At 53.0% G+C, this 22,089-nt stretch carries 16 protein-coding genes; 9 read left to right on the top strand and 7 right to left on the bottom strand.

Annotated features, from left to right (window positions below; all coding sequences use genetic code 11):
• Window positions 1–32: 32 nt before the first annotated feature.
• Window positions 33–2,846 carry a phosphoenolpyruvate carboxylase gene (ppc, locus tag BMW46_RS12015; RefSeq protein ID WP_074708902.1) on the top strand — a complete coding sequence of 938 codons (2,814 nt, stop codon included), beginning with the start codon at window positions 33–35 and terminating at the stop codon, window positions 2,844–2,846.
• 89 nt (window positions 2,847–2,935) lie between these two features.
• On the top strand, window positions 2,936–4,288 hold the full coding sequence (gene miaB, locus BMW46_RS12020) for a tRNA (N6-isopentenyl adenosine(37)-C2)-methylthiotransferase MiaB (protein ID WP_074708904.1): 1,353 nt from the start codon (window positions 2,936–2,938) through the stop codon (window positions 4,286–4,288).
• Between the two features lie 271 nt (window positions 4,289–4,559).
• Here the strand turns inward: miaB and BMW46_RS12025 are convergent, their stop codons facing one another.
• The 3 genes from BMW46_RS12025 to BMW46_RS12045 all read right to left on the bottom strand — a co-directional run bounded on the left by BMW46_RS12025 (window position 4,560) and on the right by BMW46_RS12045 (window position 12,156).
• Window positions 4,560–6,539 carry a patatin-like phospholipase family protein gene (locus BMW46_RS12025; protein ID WP_074708906.1) on the bottom strand — a complete coding sequence of 660 codons (1,980 nt, stop codon included), beginning with the start codon at window positions 6,537–6,539 and terminating at the stop codon, window positions 4,560–4,562.
• A 1,355-nt stretch (window positions 6,540–7,894) separates the two neighbouring features.
• Window positions 7,895–8,803, bottom strand: coding sequence for a GGDEF domain-containing response regulator (locus tag BMW46_RS12040; protein WP_074708912.1), 909 nt, complete (start codon window positions 8,801–8,803; stop codon window positions 7,895–7,897).
• Window positions 8,800–12,156 (bottom strand): response regulator, encoded by a 3,357-nt coding sequence (locus tag BMW46_RS12045; RefSeq protein WP_074708914.1) that lies wholly within the window; start codon window positions 12,154–12,156, stop codon window positions 8,800–8,802. The genes BMW46_RS12040 and BMW46_RS12045 overlap by 4 nt, the downstream gene beginning before the upstream one ends.
• Before the next feature lie 854 nt (window positions 12,157–13,010).
• Here BMW46_RS12045 and BMW46_RS12055 point away from each other — a divergent pair.
• The 7 genes from BMW46_RS12055 (at window position 13,011) to BMW46_RS12085 (ending at window position 18,858) form a co-directional block, all read left to right on the top strand.
• Window positions 13,011–14,003 carry a PhoH family protein gene (locus tag BMW46_RS12055; RefSeq protein WP_371113512.1) on the top strand — a complete coding sequence of 331 codons (993 nt, stop codon included), beginning with the start codon at window positions 13,011–13,013 and terminating at the stop codon, window positions 14,001–14,003.
• The gene (gene ybeY / locus BMW46_RS12060) at window positions 13,987–14,556 is read left to right on the top strand and encodes an rRNA maturation RNase YbeY (RefSeq protein WP_074708920.1); all 570 of its coding nucleotides are present in this window, start codon (window positions 13,987–13,989) and stop codon (window positions 14,554–14,556) included. Before BMW46_RS12055 ends, ybeY begins: the two co-directional genes overlap by 17 nt.
• Window positions 14,557–14,628: 72 nt before the next feature.
• On the top strand, window positions 14,629–15,465 hold the full coding sequence (locus BMW46_RS12065) for an HlyC/CorC family transporter (RefSeq protein WP_074708922.1): 837 nt from the start codon (window positions 14,629–14,631) through the stop codon (window positions 15,463–15,465).
• 22 nt (window positions 15,466–15,487) lie between these two features.
• Window positions 15,488–16,051, top strand: coding sequence for an inorganic diphosphatase (locus tag BMW46_RS12070; protein ID WP_081355794.1), 564 nt, complete (start codon window positions 15,488–15,490; stop codon window positions 16,049–16,051).
• A gap of 110 nt (window positions 16,052–16,161) precedes the next feature.
• Entirely contained in the window at window positions 16,162–18,084 is a 1,923-nt protein-coding gene (locus BMW46_RS12075) for an ATP-binding cassette domain-containing protein (protein ID WP_074708979.1), read from the top strand.
• 89 nt (window positions 18,085–18,173) lie between these two features.
• On the top strand, window positions 18,174–18,503 hold the full coding sequence (locus tag BMW46_RS12080; RefSeq protein WP_074708924.1) for a c-type cytochrome: 330 nt from the start codon (window positions 18,174–18,176) through the stop codon (window positions 18,501–18,503).
• Window positions 18,504–18,531: 28 nt separating this feature from the next.
• The gene (locus BMW46_RS12085) at window positions 18,532–18,858 is read left to right on the top strand and encodes a c-type cytochrome (RefSeq protein WP_011381981.1); all 327 of its coding nucleotides are present in this window, start codon (window positions 18,532–18,534) and stop codon (window positions 18,856–18,858) included.
• Between the two features lie 182 nt (window positions 18,859–19,040).
• On the opposite strand, the gene BMW46_RS12090 is transcribed toward BMW46_RS12085, so the two are convergent.
• From BMW46_RS12090 to BMW46_RS12105, 4 genes are read right to left on the bottom strand one after another with little or no spacing between them, the layout of a single operon-like run.
• Window positions 19,041–19,469, bottom strand: coding sequence for a DUF1841 family protein (locus BMW46_RS12090; RefSeq protein ID WP_074708980.1), 429 nt, complete (start codon window positions 19,467–19,469; stop codon window positions 19,041–19,043).
• 8 nt (window positions 19,470–19,477) lie between these two features.
• A complete protein-coding gene (gene nth, locus BMW46_RS12095; protein ID WP_074708926.1) occupies window positions 19,478–20,125 on the bottom strand; it encodes an endonuclease III in 648 nt (215 codons plus the stop codon).
• A gap of 3 nt (window positions 20,126–20,128) precedes the next feature.
• Window positions 20,129–20,890: an electron transport complex subunit RsxB gene (rsxB, locus tag BMW46_RS12100; protein ID WP_074708927.1), complete on the bottom strand. Its 762-nt coding sequence runs from the start codon at window positions 20,888–20,890 to the stop codon at window positions 20,129–20,131.
• Window positions 20,887–21,933, bottom strand: a complete 1,047-nt coding sequence (locus BMW46_RS12105; RefSeq protein ID WP_074708928.1) for a quinone-dependent dihydroorotate dehydrogenase — start codon at window positions 21,931–21,933, stop codon at window positions 20,887–20,889. The genes rsxB and BMW46_RS12105 overlap by 4 nt, the downstream gene beginning before the upstream one ends.
• Window positions 21,934–22,089 lie beyond the last annotated feature (156 nt).

Raw genomic sequence — 22,089 nt, forward strand, 5'->3', positions numbered from 1 at the left:
TGAGCCCCCATCTTCCAGAGAAGAGGTTGTTTATGGCATCGCTCGCTTCCCCAAGCGAAAGTATTGATACTAATCCTAATTACATCCATGACAAGGAGCCGAAGGATGATCCTCTACGGGAGGACATCCGCCTGCTCGGACGCATGCTGGGCGATACCCTGCGTGAACAGGAGGGCGAGCCTACTTTTGATCTGGTGGAAAACATTCGCCAGACAGCCATCCGGTTTCGCCGCGACCAGGATCCGAAGGCGCGGCAGGAACTGGACAGGCTGCTTAATCAGTTGAGCAACAAGGCTACCGAAGCAGTGGTTCGCGCATTCAGCCAGTTCTCGCAGCTATCGAACATAGCCGAGGATATGCATCACAACCGCCGGCGGCGCAGCTACCTTCTAGCCCGGTCGCAACCGCAGGCAGGCAGTGTGGCGCGCGCGCTCGATCTGGTTTTCTCCAAGGAAACAAGCAGCGTAACTCTTGGCCGGTTCTTTGACAAAGCGCTCGTTTCGCCGGTGTTGACGGCCCATCCGACGGAAGTGCAGCGGAGAAGCATACTTGATTGCCAATTGGCAATTGCTCGCCTGTTGAACGAGCGCGACCGGGTGCAGCTCACGCCGGATGAGCTAAGCAAGAACGAAGAAGGATTGCGCACCAACATTCAGATATTATGGCAGACTCGCATGCTGCGCTCGGCGCGCCTGTCCGTATATGACGAAATCAAAAATGGCCTGGCCTATTATCACTACACTTTTCTTACAGAAGTGCCGCATCTGTATGCGGAAATCGAAGATCTGCTTGAACGCCGGATGGGCGATAAAGCCCCCCGTGTTCCTCCGTTTCTTCGTATTGGCAGCTGGATAGGCGGCGATCGCGACGGCAATCCCTTCGTTACTCATGAGGTATTACTGCACGCCGCTGAGCGGCAATCCGCCCTGGCACTGGATTTTTACATGGGCGAGGTCCACCGGATCGGCCGCCGGTTAAGCCTGACTGATCGCCTGGTCGACGTGGATGATGCCTTGGCGGCGCTGGCTGAGGCTTCGCCGGATCGGGCGCCAAGTCGCGCTGATGAGCCTTATCGACGCGCCCTGATCGGTATTTACGCGCGGCTCGCTGCCACCAGCATGGGGCTTGGTCATGCAATCAGGCAACGGCGTCCGGTCGGTCCGGCGGAGCCTTACATTGACAGCCTGGAACTCGTTCGCGATCTCGATATCGTCATCCATTCGCTCGAACAGCATAAGTCGGAGTTACTGGCGCGGGGCGATCTGCGCCGCGTGCGGCGGGCGGCCGAAGTATTCGGTTTTCATCTCGCGCCGTTGGATATGCGTCAGCACAGCCACATTCATGAGCAGGTCGTGGCCGAACTGTTCGAACGCGGCGCCAACCTGAAAGGCTATTCAGACTTGCCGGAAGCGGAACGTGTGCGCTGCCTCCTGACCGAGGTCAGCAGTCCGCGTCTCCTGCGCTCGCCTTACCTCGACTATTCGGAGCTTGCCCAGAGTGAATTGCATATCGTGGAGACGGCGGCCGAAATCCATCGACGCTTTGGTCCGGCGGCATTGCCCAATTACGTCATTTCCAAGGCTGATGGCATATCCGATATCCTGGAAGTTGCGCTGCTGTTGAAAGAAGTAGGGCTGCTGCGCGCAGGAGAAAAACCCTGCCTGCATGTCAATATTGTTCCGTTGTTCGAAACCATTGCCGACCTGCGTGGCTGTGCCCGCATCATGGATGAGTTGTTCTCGATCCCTTATTACCGCAAGCTGGTGGATTCGCGCAATGACGTTCAGGAGGTGATGCTCGGCTACTCCGATAGCAACAAGGATGGCGGATTTCTCGCAGCCAACTGGGAACTTTACAAGGCCGAAACCGAACTCACAAAGGTCTTTGCCAAGCATAAAGTCGAGCTGCGGCTGTTCCATGGACGCGGCGGCACAGTCGGCCGCGGCGGCGGACCCAGTTATCAGGCAATACTGGCGCAGCCGCCGGGGAGCGTCAACGGACAGATACGCATCACCGAGCAGGGCGAGGTCATCGGCAGCAAATATTCCGATCCGGAGATCGGACGGCGTAATCTGGAAACACTGGTCGCAGCAACCATCGAGGCAACGCTGCTGAGCCATGATACGCTTGGCCAATGCGCGGATGAATATTATGGGGTCATGGAAGTACTGGCAGGCGATGCCCTGCGGGCTTATCGCAGCCTAGTATATGAAACCCCTGGATTTAACCGGTATTTTCAGGAATCGACTCCGATAAAGGAAATTGCGGGACTCAATATCGGCAGCCGTCCTCCTTCCCGCAAAAAATCCGACCTGATAGAGGATCTGCGCGCCATTCCATGGACGTTCAGCTGGGGTGTCAACCGCGCGATGATTACCGGCTGGTATGGTTTCGGCACAGCCGTGGAAATGTTCGTGCAACGCGAAGGCAGGGGCGACAACGGACTGGGACTCCTGCAGAAAATGTATCAGGCCTGGCCGTTCCTGCAGACATTGCTGTCGAATATGGACATGGTACTGGCCAAAACTGACATGGGTATTGCTTCGCGCTACGCTGAACTGGTTACGGATGTGGAACTGCGGCGTGAAGTTTTCGGGCGGATACAAAAAGAATGGGAACTTAGCGTGAAATGGCTTTTTGCCGTGACCGGCCGAACTGAACTATTGCAGGATAATCCCACGCTTGCGCGCAGCATTCGCAATCGTACCCCTTATATCGATCCACTCAATCATTTGCAGGTGGAGCTGTTGCGCCGATACCGGTCCGGAGACGCTACAGATGCGGTAACACGCGCCATCCAGCTTACTATCAATGGAGTTGCCGCCGGACTGAGGAACAGCGGGTAACTCCGGTCAGGAACGATATCGCCCGGACACTTCTAAATTGCAAATTGCCTTGGCGCTCATCATGATTTACTGAAACAGCAAGTAAGGTCGTGGCAAAAAAACTTTACATCAAAACATTTGGCTGCCAGATGAACGAGTATGACTCGGAAAAGATGGCGGACGTGCTGCGTGATGCGGAGCACATGGAAAAAACGGATGATCCCACCGAGGCTGACGTAATTCTTTTCAATACTTGCTCGGTGCGGGAAAAAGCGCAGGAAAAGGTGTTTCATGACCTTGGGCGCGTGAGACATCTCAAGACGGCCAATCCCGATCTGTTGATAGGCGTGGGCGGATGCGTGGCCAGCCAGGAAGGGGCGGAAATCGTCAAACGCGCGCCCTATGTAGACCTGGTATTTGGTCCGCAGACGCTGCACCGGTTGCCACAGATGATTTCGACGCGTCAGATTACGGGCCAGCCGCAGGTGGATATTTCTTTTCCCGAGATCGAGAAATTCGATCATCTGCCGCCAGCGCGCACGGAGGGCGTGACCGCCTTCGTGTCCATTATGGAAGGGTGCAGCAAGTATTGCAGCTTTTGCGTGGTTCCTTATACACGCGGTGAGGAAATCTCACGTCCGCTCGACGATATCCTGACGGAAATCGCGAGTCTGGCAGATCTGGGTGTCAAGGAAGTAACTCTGCTGGGACAAAACGTCAACGCCTATCGCGGCAGGATGCAATATGCAAAAGAGGGCGAATTAGCCGACTTTGCGCTGTTGCTGGAATATCTCCATGAAATCCCGGGTCTCGAACGCATTCGTTATACCACCTCTCATCCGAGGGAATTCACACCTCGCCTCATCGAGGCTTACAAGACTTCTCCCAAGCTGGTAAGTCACGTGCATTTGCCGGTTCAGTCTGGTTCGGATCGCATCCTGGCGGCCATGAAGCGAGGCTACACTTCGCTGGAATACAAATCGATCATTCGCCGGTTGCGTGCTGCCCGGGCAGACATTTCGATTACCTCTGATTTCATTGTCGGTTTTCCTGGGGAAACCGAAGCAGACTTTGAGGCAACGATGAAACTGATCGAGGCGCTGAACTTCGATGGTTCCTTCAGCTTTATTTACAGTTCCCGTCCGGGGACCCCAGCAGCCGGATTGGAAGATACTACGCCGCAGCAGGTCAAACTGGAGCGGCTGCAGCGGTTGCAGGAAAAAGTGGAGCTACAGGCGCAAGCGATCAGCGTCAGGATGGTTGGGACAATACAACGCGTTCTGGTGGAAGGCTTGTCCAGAAAAGATCCCGGCGAATTGAGCGGGCGCACCGATAATAACCGGGTGGTCAATTTTCCCGGTCCGCCCGAAATGATAGGAAAATTTGCAGATCTAAAAATTACCGCAGCCCTGTCCCACACTCTACGTGGCGAAAGCGTGGAAGCTGATATAACCCCTCAATAGAAGCGGCAGGCGAAGGGGTTTTCAGGAAAAAATCATCCTGGCAAGGTATAAAAAATAGAGAAGAACGACTTGTCTTCGACGATCCATGTGCTTCTCAAGCGCGAAGGCTGGCAACTGGGTAAATACCTGGCGTAGCTTTTTAGCAAAGAGCAGCTGCGGCTTCGCTCAAAATTGCCCAGACGGCGCAAGATGGTCGTGAGGCGGCAGGTCAGAATCAAGCCGACCGAACCCAACGAGGCCCCAAGCAGGCACCAAGCGGATTAGGGACAAACTACAGAGGGGGTCTAACCCTAAGCTCTGGTTCCGGCTTGGGAATTGGTTTGAATGGAATATTATTCTCCACCTCGAGCATTTCCGTCGCCAAGGCATTTAAAGCAGCTACTAACCTTTTATATGCATCCTTTTCTTTCTGAGTCATTGGTTCTTCATAACCAGGTGGAGGAGTCAGCATCCCACTTTCATCCGTGGCACAACTGAATTTTTGAAGCAAATCCTCCAGCTTTGTTGCGTACCTGCAGTCGTTACCAAGTGCTTCCACTAAACCGGGGGTCCTCGCTTTCATCATCATGAGAAGATTATTGAATCGAACAAAACGATGCTGGTCCCAACCTGGTGCTTCCTCTCCCTGGGAGGGTTGAATTGCATAGCATTGGATGAGCTTATTAGCGGCGGCCTTACCGCGCTCAGCAAGCGTGTCGATTATAGGGGGTTCCATGTCCAGGTTCATGCCTCCCTCTCCTTCCTTAAGCCTTACGCGGGCGACACGATCCCTGAAGCCGGGCATAAGCCTGACGGTATTGTCGTTCCAGTTCTGCATGGCATTAACGATCGCGCTGATGAATCCCCCTAACCTGCCAGCGGGCTCAACCTTCTCCGCAAACAGACTCCAGGATTCCGCATAACCTTCATCATATATAGATGGTAAATAAGATTCCTCCTGGCCATCTATTGCGGGTTCTAAATGGATCCCAAATGTAGGCCAAATTGGAACCAAGCCATCAAAAAGATGGATAGGAAAATTTGAACTGATTCCTCCATCTGAAAACCAGCACCGGTGAAACTTCCGCTCCTCTGGTGAGAGATCAGGATCTAGAGCATATAGGGGAATGGCCGAGATTAAGAATGGAAAAGCAAGGCTCATTCGCGTAGCCAGCAGCACGGGAAAATTCTTTGGTTCTGGCAACTCGAGCATGTCCTTTCCGTCTTCTACTGACAGTGTCTTTTCCTTTGTCTCTTCCCCCGGAGTTGATTTTTCCTTTCTTTTTCTCTCTATCTCCGTAGGAGAATGATCCACCATCCACTTCACGACTTCAGGAGGAAAATACTGCCGCATTTCCGCTTCAGTAAAATACAATCGCTCGTGGCCTTTGAAGCGACTCTCTCCAGTTTCTGGTTCGGCTAATGGAAAAACGTATGGCCGTCCGTGAGCAAGATTGGTTGAAAACATCTGGAGATCAATGGAACGCTTTGTTACCCCTTCTGGTATCTTGATCCAAGTAGGTGGAAATCCTTTTGCATTCCATAGGTCACCAAACGTTAAAGGGTCATCCTCCTTGCCCAGTCCCGCTGCCTTCTGAATCATGTCGTGCAACCAGGGTGTAAGAGCGTCAACATCTTTTTCCTCGGACATTCCGTTGCACAATCCGAATCCATTGGCAACCATTTTCTCCGTAATGTCCAAGTAAACCCAAGTGCCTATGCTCAGCGGCAGTGCAATGACCAGTAGTAAAAATGCAGCAAACCATGCTCCGCTTTGAGCAATTGCCCACGTTACTATTATCGAAAGTACGGTCGCAGGCCAATACGCTATCAGCAATCCCTTGAATACACTGAACCACCGGCTTTTTGTGCTGCCCTTGTTTAGGGTTCTGACTAATACTGCAAATAACCGACGTGTACTTGGCTGCGGCTGAAACAGGCTGAGAAGCTTGCGTTTCCCCTTTTTTGCCTCGCTTCCCAGTTGCCTAGGAAGATTCTCAAGAAGATTGAAACCTTTGCGAGAGCCATTTTTTTCTCGGCGTTGATATTCAGCAGCTGCGGTAATTGCAGCTGCTATTGCACCGGCTGAGGTGCCCCCGATACCCCTGAAGCGATAATGATGTGATAACAAACTGATGGCACGCGGATATACCACCCCACTCGTGATCCCCCCCTTCATTACCAAATCGCAGAAACGATCATCTGGCGGCTCGGAGCTCCCGAGTGTTGACACTTTCTCTCTAGTGACGCCAACAATATTCTCTGCACTCATTATGCACCTCTGATTTTTAGTACTTTATTAAATAGGGCGGCTATTAGCATTAATTAAATAGGAACTCGATTCAATGCTATTCATATTTCATTTATAGATTAGAAAATGGAGAAAACAATATATCCTCTTCTGGTCTCTTTGCACCAATTGGCTGGCAAACTGAAAACCTTCAAGCTCGATTCAGTCTATAAATAACTGTGTCACATTCAAAAAAGTTAGATTGAGATCGATATCCCCATAGAAATGGCGATATCCCGATACCCCTCTCTAGAAGAGAATCTAGCATTAAAAGAGCCATTCTTTTCTCTGCGCTACCTTAATGCACGATGCTCCTTTCGCTGGCTATTTGTGAAGGATCATCAATCATGTTGAAGTCGGTAAATAAAAGGACAGCCAAGGGGAAATATGGCTCTACCTACTCGGGATCGCCTTCCTTTAATTCTCATTCAGGGATTTGGAGGACTCGATGTTGAAGACGAAAAGCGGATTGCTTACCAAGGCTTCAACGACGGCACCGTCTATCTCAGGAGAGTTTGGTCCCACCTAAAACCGTAGTGATGGGCTTGTAAAACAACAGTACGCGCAGATTCCCAAAGCGCCCCGTACTTTTATTCACAAGTGCCATGGAGAATTTGACTCACTTGTAACCGCTCGTGAATCTTTTGAAGTGGCGATACGCTTCTTCTTCGGCAATGTCCGAGCGAGGCTCCGCCTTGTAAAGGCAAAAATCCTTCGCGGTCAGGATTTTTTCGGCAAAAGCGAATTCTTCTTCGGGGTTTCGATCAAACCACGCCGTGTCAACTTCGAACTATTCACCAAAGTGCCGAAGCTGAGAATTGCTACGGCCTGTTCCACAAAGATAACCTGAGCGATGACAAGTCGCTTTTTCGTGGGCCGGGCCTGATCGCCTGATCTGGAAGGGTATCTTGATACCAGTTCAATCCTGGAAGACAAGAGCATTACAGTAAAAGATATGGTTATGCGCTTGGACGTCTACCTGGGCGAACGAGATATCTACGGGGTGGGATTTTCGGACAACGTGATTTTCCGAAAACAATACTACTTGCGCGCGCTCTTGAACAACCCCTTCACTATGTACATCCATGCTGACGAGCCGTTCGCTCAACCTGATTTCCAGGCTTCACATCGGACGAGATGAGAAAAGTACGTGGCGGGTGGGAATTCAAAGTTAAGGGGACCGGATTTGAGGCTACGCGAGGGTGGAGTTCGACCAAATACCTATAGGAGGACTCCCGGTGTGAGTTTCGGGAGAGAACTACAGAGAATTGATAAGCTCTGCTACAGTTTTATTAAAAACCAGAGAAACAAGAGCCGGAGGCGGCAACTTTTCGGCGCTATGTCCTGGGTCTTGATTCAGTCGTCAGCCGTGACAATTCAACGCGATTACGCCCAGCCTCTTTTGCTTGATAGAGAGCTTGATCGGCGGCTGCGATAAGCTCACTTATATCATTAACCTGTCCACAACTCGTCGCGATACCTATGCTCACAGTCATGTCAATTTGTCCTGCACGGCTGTTGACAGGCTCGCTCCTGATGGAGCTACAGATTCTTTCGCCCAGGGCCATGGCCTCGCTCCTGTCACAACCCGATGCCGTAATGAGAAATTCCTCGCCTCCATAGCGTCCGATCCGGTCATAACCCCGCAATACACCTGACATACGGCGGGCTGCCTCTTGCAGTATTTCGTCGCCCGTTAGATGCCCATAGGTATCGTTGATTCGCTTGAAGTGATCGAGATCCGCCATCATCACGCTCGTGCAGATATCCTGACGCGCTCCTCGCTTCAACTCCTTCTGCAGATAATCCATGATAGAGGCTCGGTTCCATACGCCCGTCAGATAATCCCGCGTGGCCTGGATATGTAGCTTTTGATGCAGGCCAAGTATTCGTTCAGCCACCCGTAGCCGAGCTGCCAGCTGTTCTTCATCGAACGGTTTGGTAATGAAATCATCCGCCCCTGCGTCCATGCCTTCGAGATAGCTGCCCTTGCTGTCCAGCGCCGTAAGAAGGATGATGTAGGTATATTGCAGGCTAGGTTCGCTGCGAATCATTCTGCATAACTGCAGACCATCGATATCAGGCATCATCCAGTCGGAGATGAGCAGCGGATATTCGTCCTTTTGCCAGGCTTCCCATGCCTTACGCCCATCCTCTACTGCCGTTACGGCATGGCCCAATTTCCTGAGGGTGGCGGCAAACAACAGGCGCGAGGTCGTGTCGTCTTCGGCAATAAGTATCTTCATGACCGAGTTGCCTCCGGCAGCGCTACGCAATGGGGATCTGCCTGGGTAATTTCATGCTGCACGCGTCCAAATTCCATTTCAATTTGCTCAATCAAAGTGACTGCTCCAGTCATGTCGCCGGCTTTGCCTGCAAGCTCCAGCTTTTGAGCCATATCCGCCATGGAATGCGCACCGATATTGGCGCTGGCGCCTTTGATGGCATGAGCAGTCTTGTACAGAAGTTCCATATTTCTTCCTGCCAGGGCCTCCTTCAGCGCATCGATGCGCTCCGCCCCATCGCTCAGAAACGATGCGAATATCTGGGTAATCAAGGATGGGTCCGTCGCTTCCGCGAGCGATCGAAGTCTCGCAACGACTTCCGCATTCAATGCAGAGGATGCGGAAGACATCGAAAGGGATGAAGAAACAGGTAGAGAGGAAGAGACTATTGGTGGGGAATGATTCGGGGTGCTGCCTGCCATCGACTTTTCATGCCTTGCCGTGGGAGGAGGTGTTTCACTTTTCTGCCCCTGTTCCCTGCCCGGCATCCAGCGCTTCAACGCTGCCGCAAAGTCCTCCAGCTTTACCGGTTTGCTGATGTAATCGTCCATGCCCGCGCGCAGGCAACGTTCTCGATCACCCTGCATGGCTTGTGCCGTTACCGCAATGACGGGAAGCCGCGATTTGCTGTCGAGCCGCCGGCGAAGTGCGGCAGTGGCTTCAAAACCATCCATCTCTGGCATCTCGCAATCCATAAACACCATATCATAGAGGAATGCATCCACCATCTCCATGGCTTCCCGCCCATTAGCGGCAACATCCACCACACAGCCCAGATTGCGCAATATCATCGCTCCGACGATCTGATTAGTAGCATTGTCCTCAGCAAGCAGCACGCGGGTACCGGCAAACAGACAATTCGAGTCGGCGGCCTGCATCTCGGGATTCACCGGGAAGAAAGGCTGACTGATGAGATTTATAGTTCGCTGATGGCGTTGCGCGTCCCAGATATTTACCAGAGTCGACAGCAATTCCGATTGCCGCGCCGGCTTGACCAGATAGGCCGCGAAGCCGATCTTCTGAAGCCGCTCTCTGAGATCGCCTTCTTGTCCCAGGGAACTCAACATCACCAGATGAATGCTGCGGAGCAAGGGGTCCGCCTTGATGGTCCGGCCCAGCATTTCTCCGTCCATATCTGGCATCTGATGATCAAGGATTGCAATCCTGTAGGGATCGCCGGAGGCGTGAGATGTGTGCAAAGCCCGCAAGGCTTCTGCCCCGGACGCGCAGCTGCCGATACGCATCCTCCAGCTGCGCAGCTGCTCTTGCAGGACCAGGCGATTAGCTGAGTTATCATCCACAATCAGCACCCGAACATGTGTCAGGTCCACGTGCAGACCCACATCCGTCGGCCAATCTTTCTGCAAGACCAAAGGCAGCGTAAACCAGAACGTTGATCCAGCGCCCACCCGGCTCTTCGCAGCGATGGCACCCCCCATTAGCTGGACCAGCTGCTTGCTGATAGCCAGTCCCAGGCCTGTCCCCCCATAACGCCGCGTGGTAGAGGCATCTGCCTGCGTGAATTTGTCGAAGATGCTTTGCAGCTTATCTGGCGCGATTCCCAGTCCGCTATCTTCGATGCTGATGCGGAGTGATACTTCATCTTCACTGAGAGCCTCGGCTTCTACATCGATGAGTACGTGGCCCTTGTCTGTAAACTTGATTGCATTGTTGGTCAAGTTTATCAGTACCTGGCGAATGCGTCCCAGGTCGCCGAATACATAACGCGGCACATTCGGCAGGTAACGTACTATTACATTCACATTTGCCTTTCTTGCCGGCTGCATGGCAACCATGCTGGCTACTTCTTCAACGGCCTGAAGCAGATCAAAAGGAACCGGTGAAATAACGAGTTTACCGGCCTCGATTTTGGAGAAATCGAGAATGTCATTGATTATGGAAAGCAGCGTCTCGCCACTCGCGCGCGCCAGTCCCGCCAGCTCGCGCTGTGATGCGGTTAGCGTGGTGTTCAAAAGCAGCCCGACTGCGCCAAGCACGCCATTCATCGGTGTGCGGATCTCGTGACTCATATTTGCCAGAAACTCGCTTTTGGCCCGGTTGGCAGCCTCTGCCGCTTTTCGGGCATTATGGAGCTCTCTCTCGATATTCTTCCTTGCGGTGATATCCTGGCCCGAAAAATAGAATTCACGGACATCCTGCGCAGCAGCTATATTCCACAAGACCCAGCGGAAGGAGCCATCCTTACAGCGCATCTGGCTTTCAAAGGAAACATTGCTACCCATGACAAGCTTGTCCAGCTCTGCCGTCGTATCTGCGCGTGAACCGGAGAAGACAAGGTCCATAAAAGGTTTGGACAGCAGTTCTTCCTCCGAATAGCCAAAAACTTTGGTCCAGGCTGCATTCACCCGCTTGAAACGATTATCGAACCCGGAAATCGCAAGAAAGTTGAGAGACTGATTAAAATAGCGATCACGTTCAGCCTGAGCTACGATGAAGGCGCGGGAAAGGCTGCCTATCTCGTCGTTCGAATCAATGTAGAAACTGGGCGAGCTGCTCGCCTCTCCGATATTCCTGGCTTTATCTTCGAGCCATGCAAGATTCTGCACCTTCCGACGCACGACACGATACGAAAAGGCGAACCAGGCCATGAGAAAGGCAAGCATGAAGAACACGCCGGATATGTAGAGATTGGCGCGGTTTTGGGCGAGGGTCGCGGTATTGCGGGTACGCTTGTCGAGCAATTCATGAAACTCGTTCAACAAACGCATGATCTCAGCCTTGGCCGTATGGTAGCTCTCATCATGCAGCAGGCTGTTGGCCAATGCAGCGTCGGGAGCCCCCTTCACGTTGAATTCTCCGGCTGAATCCTGAAATAGCCCTTTCATTGCATTGAATGCCTTGTGCTCTCGCTCCGTCAACTGGTTTGAGCGACTCTCGGCTTTCGTAAGTTTCGCAAGCTCAGCCGCCGTAAATCCGAGTTTCTTTATTTGCGATCTCAAGGAAATCCTGCGCCCGGGCGCGGACTCCGGGGTCAAATGACCGAGGATCAAATCCCAGTGGCCGCGCTCGTAATGCAGCGGGCGTTCCTTGTCGCCGTTGCGGATGGCCAGTATATCGAAGTAGATTTGCTCAAACTTTGGGTTGCCTGTGGCGACATAGGCACGAGCCGTGCGGGTCAAGTCATCGGAAGATTGGCGCAGCTCATCCACTGCAAGGAAGGCGGCATAGCGCACGTTTTCGGCCTCATTCAGTTTCCGGAGCTCGAAGAAACGAAGCGCAACAAACAGGGTAAGCAGGGAAATAAGTACTCCGGTTACGAAGTAAAAAATATAACTCATTTTCCGAATTGTCATCGATCTCCTTCCTTGGGAACCGCTGAATAAATCCCTCGCAGGCGCAACGGAGGGCTTTGCGGGATGAGATGCACGAGAGGCGAGGACCTCGGAGAGAGGAGCAGTGTCTTGCCAGGAAGATGCAGCCTCGCAGCAGGATGCTGGCGCTCCAGCTTCGGTCTTGCGCGGTCGTTACACCACTGCCCCATCCGCTTCGCGGAATCCTCGGGCTCGCTTTGGGGCGCCACTTCCCAGCGCTCCTTGGCATCGCTATAACACTTAAATGCGCAAGCTGCGACCTTCTTCGCGCGCCTCGTGATCATCGCGATTTTAACAGCAACGCGCACTGCGGAGGATTTGTTCAGTGATTCCTTAGATTTCGTCCCGGCTGGAATTGCCCGTTCCGGCCTTGAATGGAGCTGGCGTGCGCATCAAAGGGAACTGAGCTTTTTAGCGGAGGTCGAACTCGAATCTCAAAAAAATTCATGGACTCCCTGTTCAATCAACACCTGAGGCAATGATCTTCTTTCCGCGCGCCTGGTCTGGTCTGTACCTGGCTTTTCAAGCCGCCTCTTAATACCGCTATCAGATAACAAAAGCAAGTTCCAAGCAACTGGAGTATCTTACAGGTGCATAGTGATAATGAGGCGGAGGAGCATAGTGCCAAATGAATGATCCTTGAGGCAACAAGATTTGCCCGCTCTTCCCAACCGTGCCTCTACTGACTATCATCTCACCTCCGCTGCCTTCTCTTCCCCCATTTCCTTGCCGGAGCAGAGGATCAACCAATAGGCAAGGCGATTTCCAACCTTTCCTGAATAGGATGAGTTGCAAAGAAGGTCGGTCGCTGCCAGAATTAAGAACTCACTTCCATATTGTGTCGCTTTACCGCGCCATTGAAGCCCAAACCCGTAGAAATTTCCTTTTCCCCCGCTGACAACCAGCGTCTGGCGAACCTGTGTGGTGTGCTGGATGAAAACCTGAGGCAGATCGAGACGGTTCTTGATGTCGCGATTGCAAGGCGGGGAGAACATTTCAGTATCCGCGGGAAACCAGCTCAGACTTCACTTGCCGCGGAAGCTCTGCAGAACTTCTACGATCAGTCACACCATCATCTCGGTATCGAACAGATTCAATTGGGCCTGATCGAGGGGATGAATCCCTATCACCAGAAGAAACAGGGGCCAGATGACAAGGAAATAGTGGAGCCCGCCCTGTATACGCGGCGTAGCGATCTGCGCGGGCGCACACCCCGTCAGGTGGAGTATCTGCACCAGATCCAGACACATGACATCACTTTTTCCATCGGCCCCGCAGGCACCGGGAAAACGTATCTTGCGGTTGCAAGCGCAGTGGATGCACTTGAGCGGGATATCGTGGCGCGTATCATACTGGTGCGGCCGGCGGTGGAAGCGGGCGAACGCCTGGGGTTTTTACCGGGCGATATGGTGCAGAAAGTGGACCCTTATTTGCGCCCCCTTTACGATGCACTCTACGATCTGATGGGGTTCGATAAAACCAGCAAACAGTTTGAACGGAACGCAATCGAGGTGGCGCCGCTCGCGTTCATGCGCGGACGAACGCTGAACCAGTCTTTCATCATTCTGGATGAGGCGCAGAATACCACGCCGGAACAGATGAAAATGTTCCTGACCCGCATCGGCTTTGGCTCCAAGGCCGTGGTGACAGGGGATGTCACGCAGATTGACTTGGCAAAACATCAGAAAAGCGGCCTGGTGGAAGCTCAGCAGGTCCTTGAAAAAGTACGGGGGATCGCGTTTACCCGATTCGATGCGGAGGATGTGGTGCGGCATCCGCTGGTGCAAAGAATTGTCAACGCATACGAAAAATATGAAAGAAAGGAGTAATTCTACGGGGACCCCCGATAGCATTGTGCACCCCAAGCCGAAACCGGCGAAATTGAAAATGACTGTCCAATATGCGACTTCCACACGAGAGCCGCTTCCTCCCAGAGCCTTGCTTCGTAAATGGGTCAAAGCGGCTCTGGCGCATGATGCGGAAATCGCATTACGCATCGTGGACGAAGAGGAAGGCCGCCGCCTCAACCGGGACTTTCGCAACAAGGATTATGCAACCAATGTCCTGACCTTCGTTTACAGGGATGGGCAAATTGATCCTGAGGTTCCACTCGGAGAAAAGCAAGATGCTTACCCTCTGACCGGCGATATCGTACTCTGTGCGCCGGTAGTGGAAAATGAAGCAGGTCAGCAGCAAAAGGATCTGATGGCGCATTATGCGCATTTGACAGTGCATGGAGTCCTGCATCTGCAGGGCTATGATCATCAGGAGGATGAGGATGCCAAAAACATGGAGGAAACGGAAACCCGGATTCTCGCGTGGTTGGGATATGAGGATCCTTATGCAGGCTATCAGTCGGCGGAAGCGGTGGATTGTGGATAATGCGAGCACAGTTGATGGCTGACCGCGAGATTTCAACGGATTGGATTTTTATGGCTATGTTAACTTTTACAAATGGATGATCCTCCCCAACCTGGCTGGCTGGAACGCATAAGTGGCATGCTCATGCGCGAACCGGGAAACCGGGTCCAATTGATGTCCCTGCTGCATGCCGCGTACGAACGCAATTTATTCGATTCCGATGCGTTGAGCATGATAGAAGGTGTAATACAGGTATCAGAGATCCAGGCACGCGACATCATGGTTCCCCGCTCGCAGATGGATGTCATCGACATCAGCGATCCGCCCGAGAAATTCATTCCCGACGTGATCGAGAAAGCGCATTCGCGTTTTCCGGTTACCGAAAATGACAAAAACAATGTTATCGGTATATTGCTGGCAAAGGACCTGTTGCGGTATTACGCGGCAGAGGAAGAGTTTGACGTGCGCGACATGTTGCGGCCAGTGGTATTCATTCCTGAATCCAAGCGCCTCAATGTCCTGCTTCGCGACTTTCGTACCAATCGCAATCACATCGCAATCGTCGTGGACGAGTATGGCGGAGTTGCAGGATTGCTGACGATCGAGGACGTGCTGGAGCAGATTGTCGGCGATATCGAGGACGAACATGATTTCGATGAGGTGGAAGACAACATTGTGCAGACGCCAAGCGGCCATTATCGGGTCAAGGCGATTACCGAGATCGCGGATTTCAATGAAAGGCTTGGAACGGAATTAAACGAAGCCGATTACGACACGATCGGAGGTCTGGTACTGCACGAATTTGGGCGTCTGCCGAAACGGGGAGAATCAGTCATTGTCGGAGGTTTCAAGTTTACGGTGCTTCGCGCGGACAGCCGCAGATTGCATACGTTGCTGGTGGAAAGAAGCAACGGCCAACTCGAGCAGTAGGATGCGGCAGGGTTTCAAAAAAATGGTTGAGATCAGACTGGACAGGAATAAGTCAGGAATGCAGGACAACCTTGAAGCAAGCAGTACAAACCCGGACCGACGCCTGGTCAGTGAGATGCAACGAGAGCCGCCGCTGGTGGAAGTGATCATCGAGATTCCTCGCGGCAGTTTTATCAAACGCGACTCCACCGGAAAAATGGATTTTATCTCACCCCTCCCGTGCCCGTTCAACTACGGCTCACTCCCGGACTATCTCGGTCTCGATGGAGATCTCCTGGATGCACTGGTGCTCGGTCCCCGTTTGCCTGCCGGTACCCGCATACGGGCAAAGGCTTGGGGCGCTGTTCGCATGGTGGATCACGGCATGCTGGATGACAAGCTTATCTGTAGCGACTTGCCACCGGACCTATTGCAGCGCCAAAAAGTACTGCGATTTTTTCGGTTCTATGCAAAATGCAAAGGACTGCTCAATGTGGCGCGTGGCCGCTTAGGACGAAACGCGTGCGAAGGGTGGCGTGATGCGACTCAAGCGATAGCACGGGCACGGCCGCTTGGCAGTTCCTCGCGGACACCCTCATCCAGTTGATCGCAGCTCCCTTGCTGATTTTGCCAAGCCGGTATGAACGTGGCAGAATTGCGCCCCTTATAAATTACCCTGTTTGCCATTTTTCCCCTTATTTCCCTTTATTTCCCCTTATGCCTCTGCTCACGCTTGAAAAAACAAGTCTGGCCTTCGGTCATCATGCCTTGCTCGATCAGGTGGATCTACAGCTTGATTCCGGTGAGCGCATCGGGCTCATCGGTCGGAACGGCGGGGGCAAGTCGAGTCTGCTGCGCGTGCTGGCAGGTGAGGCCCAGCCTGACGATGGCAGAGTGTGGTATGCGCCGGGACTGAAACTGGCTTATGTCGCGCAGGAACCGGAACTGGACACCGAGCTCACCGTGTTTCAGGAAGTATCCAAAGGGCTAGGTTCGGTCAGCCGGGTACTGATCCAGTACCACGAAGCATCTCACCTCCTGGGCGATGGTGCAGATGACACAGACGCTCTTCTGTTGCGCCTGGAGAAACTGCAGGCCGAGCTGGAAGCTCAGGATGGCTGGCGTATCCAGGCGAAGGTGGAAACGGCTATCGATAAGCTTAACCTTCCTGCCGATGCCCTGATCGGACAGCTTTCCGGGGGACAAAAAAAACGGGTGGCACTGGCGCGCGCCCTGGTGATATCACCCGAGGTGCTGTTGCTGGATGAGCCAACCAACCATCTGGATTTTCTGGCAATCGAATGGCTGGAAGGATTGCTCAAGGATTTTTCGGGGAGTGTCGTATTCGTCACTCATGATCGCCGCTTCCTCACCCGTGTGGCTACCCGCATCGTCGAACTCGATCGGGGAAAACTGACGAGCTTTCCAGGCGATTTTTCCGCGTACCAGCGAAAGAAGATGGAAATGCTCGAAATCGAGGCGACCCATAACCAGAAGTTCGATAAGGTGCTGGCACAGGAAGAAGTATGGATACGTAAGGGGGTGCAGGCGCGTTGCACGCGTAACGAGGGACGGGTACGACGGCTCGAAGCACTGCGGCAGGAGCGTGCCGCCCGGCGCGAGCAGGCGGGAAAGGTTAGCTTAAGCCTGGAAGAAGGCATTAAATCCGGGGGGATGGTGGCTGAACTGGAGCATGTCAGCAAAAGCTACGGAAGCAAAGCGGTTATCAAGGATTTTTCATGCCGGATCATGCGGGGAGACCGCGTGGGATTGCTCGGACCCAATGGCGCCGGAAAATCCACGCTGCTCAAACTGATCCTGGGCGAGTTGCAGCCGGACAGCGGTAGCGTCCGGCTAGGCACGAAAGTAGCCGTTGCCTATTTCGACCAGATGCGGGAGCAACTCAATGAGGATGCAACGCTGGTCGATACCATCAGTCAAGGCTCGGATTTCATCGATATCGGTGGCAGCAGAAAGCATGTCATCAGCTACCTGGAAGATTTCCTGTTCGCTCCGCAGCGGGCACGCTCGCCCGTAAAATCGCTCTCCGGCGGCGAACGCAACCGGTTGCTGCTGGCAAGGTTGTTCACTCGTCCCGCCAACGTACTGGTTCTGGACGAGCCAACCAACGATCTTGATATCGAAACGCTGGAACTGCTTGAAGCATTGCTGCAGAATTACTCGGGAACGCTGTTCCTGGTAAGCCACGATCGAGAATTTCTCGACAATGTAGTGACCCAGGTAATTGCTTTCGAAGGGGCCGGTATATTGCGGGAACATGTAGGTGGTTATGAAGATTGGGTGCGCACCAGAAATTTCCAGAAGGTGGCGGCCAAACAACCGACTCCCAAACCATGTCAACCGATGCCCCTTAAAACACATGGGTCCAAACCTTCCGTTAAACTGGGTTACAAGGAAAGCCGCGAACTTGAGGAATTGCCTGGAAAAGTCGAACTCCTGGAGAAGGAGCAGACGGAGGTTACCCGTCAGTTATGCTTGCCGGATATCTACCGCGATTCCCCGGAAAAAGCTGCTGTTTTGCAGCGGCGTTTTACTGCGATTGAAGAGGAGCTGACGAACTGTCTTACCCGGTGGGAGGAACTCGAAGTGAAAAACTCTGCCGCAGGACAGAAAAAATAACGGTAAGTTCCCGTTATTCTAGCGTTTTATTCATTGACCAGAAATGGCACATCGTTTAGAGTCGCTCTTTTTGTAAAGAGGGACTGATAATGAAAAGACCTGCAATAGTCAGTTTACTTGCATGCGGATTGCTTCTCGCGCTGGCGGGCACTGCTCAGGCAGTAGGTAATCCGGAGGCAGGAAAGCAGAAGAATGCCATGTGCATCGGCTGCCATGGAATAGAAGGATACCGGACATCCTATCCTAGTGTATATCACGTGCCGAGACTCGGCGGTCAGCATGCTGAATATCTGGTAAAAGCCCTGCAAGCATACAAGACCGGGGCACGTAATCACCCCAGCATGAAGGGGATAGCCGCCACATTGTCTCAACAGGATATGGAAGATCTGGCCGCGTACTATGCCGGCGCTGGCAAATAACAACCACTGACCAAGCAAGGAAAGCCTCATGAAACATCTTATTATTGGCGCTGCAAGCGCAGCCTTAATGCTGATTTCCAGCCAGGGAATGGCAACGGATATAGAAGCGGGAAAGAAAAAAGCGGCCGAGGTGTGTGCCGCCTGTCATGGTCCGGATGGCAATAGTCCTGCGCCGGCGTTTCCGATACTGGCCGGGCAACAGGCGAGTTACCTCGCAAAGACCTTGAATGAGTATAAATCCGGGGTTCGGCAAGACCCTGTGATGGCAGGTATGGCGGCAGCTCTGAGCAAGGAAGACATCGAAAACGTGGCTGCGTACTTTGCCACCCAAAAAGGCCTCAAAACGAAGTATTGATTGGAGTCTCTGAATAAAGTCCCGCGGGTGCTTCAATGCGCTCCGCGGAGAACTTGTTCGGAGGACTTGCCCAAAGGCCTTCAGGACGGAAGGCCCGGGTGGAAAAAAGCAGGTAACTTTCTTGCCCGCTTGTCTGACACTCGAATAACCCGCCGAAGCATCCGAAAAAGTCGCTTCGAATATCAAATTCCCTGTCTATCCAGGCATTCGAAATAAACCATGACATCATACGTGGTGTGGTTTCGTTGTGCCTGCCAGATCATTTCCGCCAGGCATTCCATGGCTTGGTGCATGGCTGTATGCTCATTGCCGGTTTTCTTCAGCAGACGCTCGAACCGCGCGCGGATTCCTGCCGGTTGATCTATTGAAAGCTGCTCCTTGATTGCAATATGCATCCCCATGTGCAGAAACGGGTTGGTTTCGCCCATTTCAGGCAGATAATCCTTATCCTGATGATGTTCCACATCATCAAGCAGCGCATGGTATTCCGGGTGCTGCAAAATCACCTCAAGCGCCATGTCCTCCATCGCGCTGAGCATTTCCCGTTGCTTGTATTTGCGCCAGGTCTCGAAAAAAAATTGACGCGCCTGGTCTCTGGAAGGATTGAATATCAAGTTTTTTAACGAGGAGTATCCTCAAAGTTTTTTGACTCGTATTCACATAGGTCGTTTATCAGGCAGATCGCGCATTTTGGTTTTCTTGCCACGCAGATGTAGCGCCCATGCAAAATCAACCAGTGGTGGGCATCCTGGCGGAATTCTTTAGGGACGCACTTGAGGAGCTTTGACTCCACTTCCAGCACGTTCTTTCCCCTTGCAATTCCCGTACGATTAGCCACGCGGAAAATATGGGTATCCACCGCAATAGTGGGCTGACCAAAGGCAGTATTCAATAACACATTTGCGGTCTTACGCCCTACGCCGGGCAGTTTTTCCAGCTGCTCCCGCGTTTCGGGTACTTTTCCGCCATACTGATCAATGAGTATGCGGCATGTCGCAAGGATGTTCCTTGCCTTTGTTTTGTACAAACCGATGCTCTTGATGTGTTCCCTCAACGCTTCTTCCCCCATTGCAAGTATTGCCTCGGGTGTATTGGCCTTGGGAAAGAGCTTCCGGGTGGCAAGGTTCACGCTTTTGTCGGTCGCCTGGGCGGAGAGCGCCACTGCTACCAGCAGTTCAAATGGGGAGTTGTACTCCAGCTCAGTGGTAGGATGAGGATTAGCAGCCCTGAAGCGGGTAAAAATCTCACGCCGTATGCTTGAATTCATGAATCAGCGGGAAGAAATGTCTGACGTTCTGTCACTCCAGTCCTCCTTTTTTGATATTCCGGGCGATGCCTGCGCCTTGGCACCTCTTGCGCGCTCCAGCGCCGCCTGAATGGTGACTTTTTTCAGACTGGCCGCGGATGATAAACGCGCCATGGTGACTGTTGCTTCGGTTCTTTTTGCCAGCCTTTCCTCCCTTCCCTGTTTCTCGCGTTCCAGCCGCTGCAACCGCAACTGGTAGCGCGCGCGTGCACGGTCGGCTGCTTTCTTTTTTTCCACCTTTTCCACTGCGTAGTCTTGATGGTCCGGTTCAGTCCACGCAACGTGAACGCCGATCTCTGCGCTCGATGAACGCTCCTTCGGGAGAACCATCTGGATACAGTCTACTGGGCAGGGTTCCAGGCATAACGAGCAGCCGGTGCACTCCCCGGAAATAACCGTATGCATTTGTCTCGCCGCCCCCACAATCGCATCCACCGGGCAGACCTGTATGCATAAGGTACAACCTATGCACGCTTGCTCATCAATCAATGCCACCTCCTTCGGTTTGAACACGCCATGAGCTGTATTCAAAGGAAGGGGCTCTACCCCCAGCAGTCGAGCCAGTTGATGGATGCCGTCTTCTCCACCCGGGGGACATTGGTTGATCTGTGCCCGCTCCTCTGCAATTGCTTCGGCGTAAGGCCTGCAACCCGAAAACCCGCACTGTCGGCATTGGGTTTGCGGAAGGATGGCGTCAATTTCCTCTGCCAGAGAAATGTCTTTCATGTCGAACTGGCGACATCGAGACGTCCCCCATCTGCATTGCACAGTACCTGTGCAATCTCACGTACGAGATGAGGGCCGCGATAAACGAGGCCGCTGTATACCTGTATCAGGCTAGCGCCGGCCTCGATTTTTTCGGTAGCGCCGGCCGCATCCATGATGCCGCCCACCCCGATAATGGGCAGAGTCCCTTGCAGGGCATGGTGGAGGCGCGCGACGACTGATGTCGCGCGTTTTGCAAGCGGCGCGCCGCTCAATCCGCCCGCTTCCCGTCCATGGGAAAGTGTTTCCACACCTGCCCGGGAGAGGGTGGTATTGGTGGCAATAACACCGTCAATCCGATGCTTCATCAACAGTGCGGCGATGGAATCGATTTCCGGCAACTCGAGATCAGGAGCGATTTTCACCAGAAATGGCGTGTATTTCCCATGTTCGTCAGCCAGACGCTGCTGATTCAGTTTCAGCGTGGCGAGCAAGGAGTCCAGTTCGGTGGCCTGTTGCAGTTGCCGAAGATTAGGGGTATTTGGAGAAGAAATGTTGACGGTGATATAACTGGCGTAGCGATACGCCTTTTGCAGGCATATCAGATAGTCATCCACGGCTTTTTCTACCGGCGTGTCGAAGTTTTTCCCGATGTTGATTCCCAGAATGCCTTTGTAGTCCATCGTCTTCACGTTTGCGACAAGACGCTCAATACCGTTATTATTGAAGCCCATGCGGTTGATAATGGAATTTGCCTGCGGTAGGCGAAACAATCGGGGCTTCGGATTTCCCGGCTGGGGGCGGGGCGTGACTGTGCCAATTTCGATAAATCCGAATCCAAGGGCCGCCAGCGCGTCTATATGTTCGCCATTCTTGTCCAATCCCGCTGCCAGGCCGACAGGGTTGGGAAAAGTCAGCCCCATTATGCTGCGAGAATGGCAGGGCACGGGATGGCCATGGTAGAGCCCAAGTCGATGTGCCGTCTCCATCGCATTGAAGGCAATACGATGCGCGGTTTCGGGTTCGAGGGCAAATACCAGCGGACGGAGCAATGAGTAAAGCATTATTCATTTTACCATTGCCGCCGGGGTGAACGCTTGTTACCTGATCCGGTCTATACCGAGTTGTGATCCATGATAACAGGCGGCAGGCGAGGTTCAGACGCCATGCCTGTCATATTGAAGACCCTACCCGGTGATATCGGTTACATCAGTCTTGAA

It is taken from the genome of Nitrosospira multiformis, assembly GCF_900111585.1.
Classification (GTDB): Bacteria; Pseudomonadota; Gammaproteobacteria; order Burkholderiales; family Nitrosomonadaceae; genus Nitrosospira; species Nitrosospira multiformis_B.

Bases quoted from the DNA above. Each gene is read 5' to 3' on its own strand.
- ybeY (WP_074708920.1), top strand. From the start codon at position 13,987: ATGAAAGAAAGGAGTAATTCTACGGGGACCCCCGATAGCATTGTGCAC.
- rsxB (WP_074708927.1), bottom strand. From the start codon at position 20,890: ATGAAAGACATTTCTCTGGCAGAGGAAATTGACGCCATCCTTCCGCAA.
- BMW46_RS12065 (WP_074708922.1), top strand. From the start codon at position 14,629: ATGGATGATCCTCCCCAACCTGGCTGGCTGGAACGCATAAGTGGCATG.
- nth (WP_074708926.1), bottom strand. From the start codon at position 20,125: ATGAATTCAAGCATACGGCGTGAGATTTTTACCCGCTTCAGGGCTGCT.
- BMW46_RS12085 (WP_011381981.1), top strand. From the start codon at position 18,532: ATGAAACATCTTATTATTGGCGCTGCAAGCGCAGCCTTAATGCTGATT.
- BMW46_RS12025 (WP_074708906.1), bottom strand. From the start codon at position 6,539: ATGAGTGCAGAGAATATTGTTGGCGTCACTAGAGAGAAAGTGTCAACA.
- ppc (WP_074708902.1), top strand. From the start codon at position 33: ATGGCATCGCTCGCTTCCCCAAGCGAAAGTATTGATACTAATCCTAAT.
- BMW46_RS12075 (WP_074708979.1), top strand. From the start codon at position 16,162: ATGCCTCTGCTCACGCTTGAAAAAACAAGTCTGGCCTTCGGTCATCAT.
- BMW46_RS12070 (WP_081355794.1), top strand. From the start codon at position 15,488: ATGGTTGAGATCAGACTGGACAGGAATAAGTCAGGAATGCAGGACAAC.
- BMW46_RS12080 (WP_074708924.1), top strand. From the start codon at position 18,174: ATGAAAAGACCTGCAATAGTCAGTTTACTTGCATGCGGATTGCTTCTC.
- BMW46_RS12045 (WP_074708914.1), bottom strand. From the start codon at position 12,156: ATGACAATTCGGAAAATGAGTTATATTTTTTACTTCGTAACCGGAGTA.
- BMW46_RS12105 (WP_074708928.1), bottom strand. From the start codon at position 21,933: ATGCTTTACTCATTGCTCCGTCCGCTGGTATTTGCCCTCGAACCCGAA.
- BMW46_RS12040 (WP_074708912.1), bottom strand. From the start codon at position 8,803: ATGAAGATACTTATTGCCGAAGACGACACGACCTCGCGCCTGTTGTTT.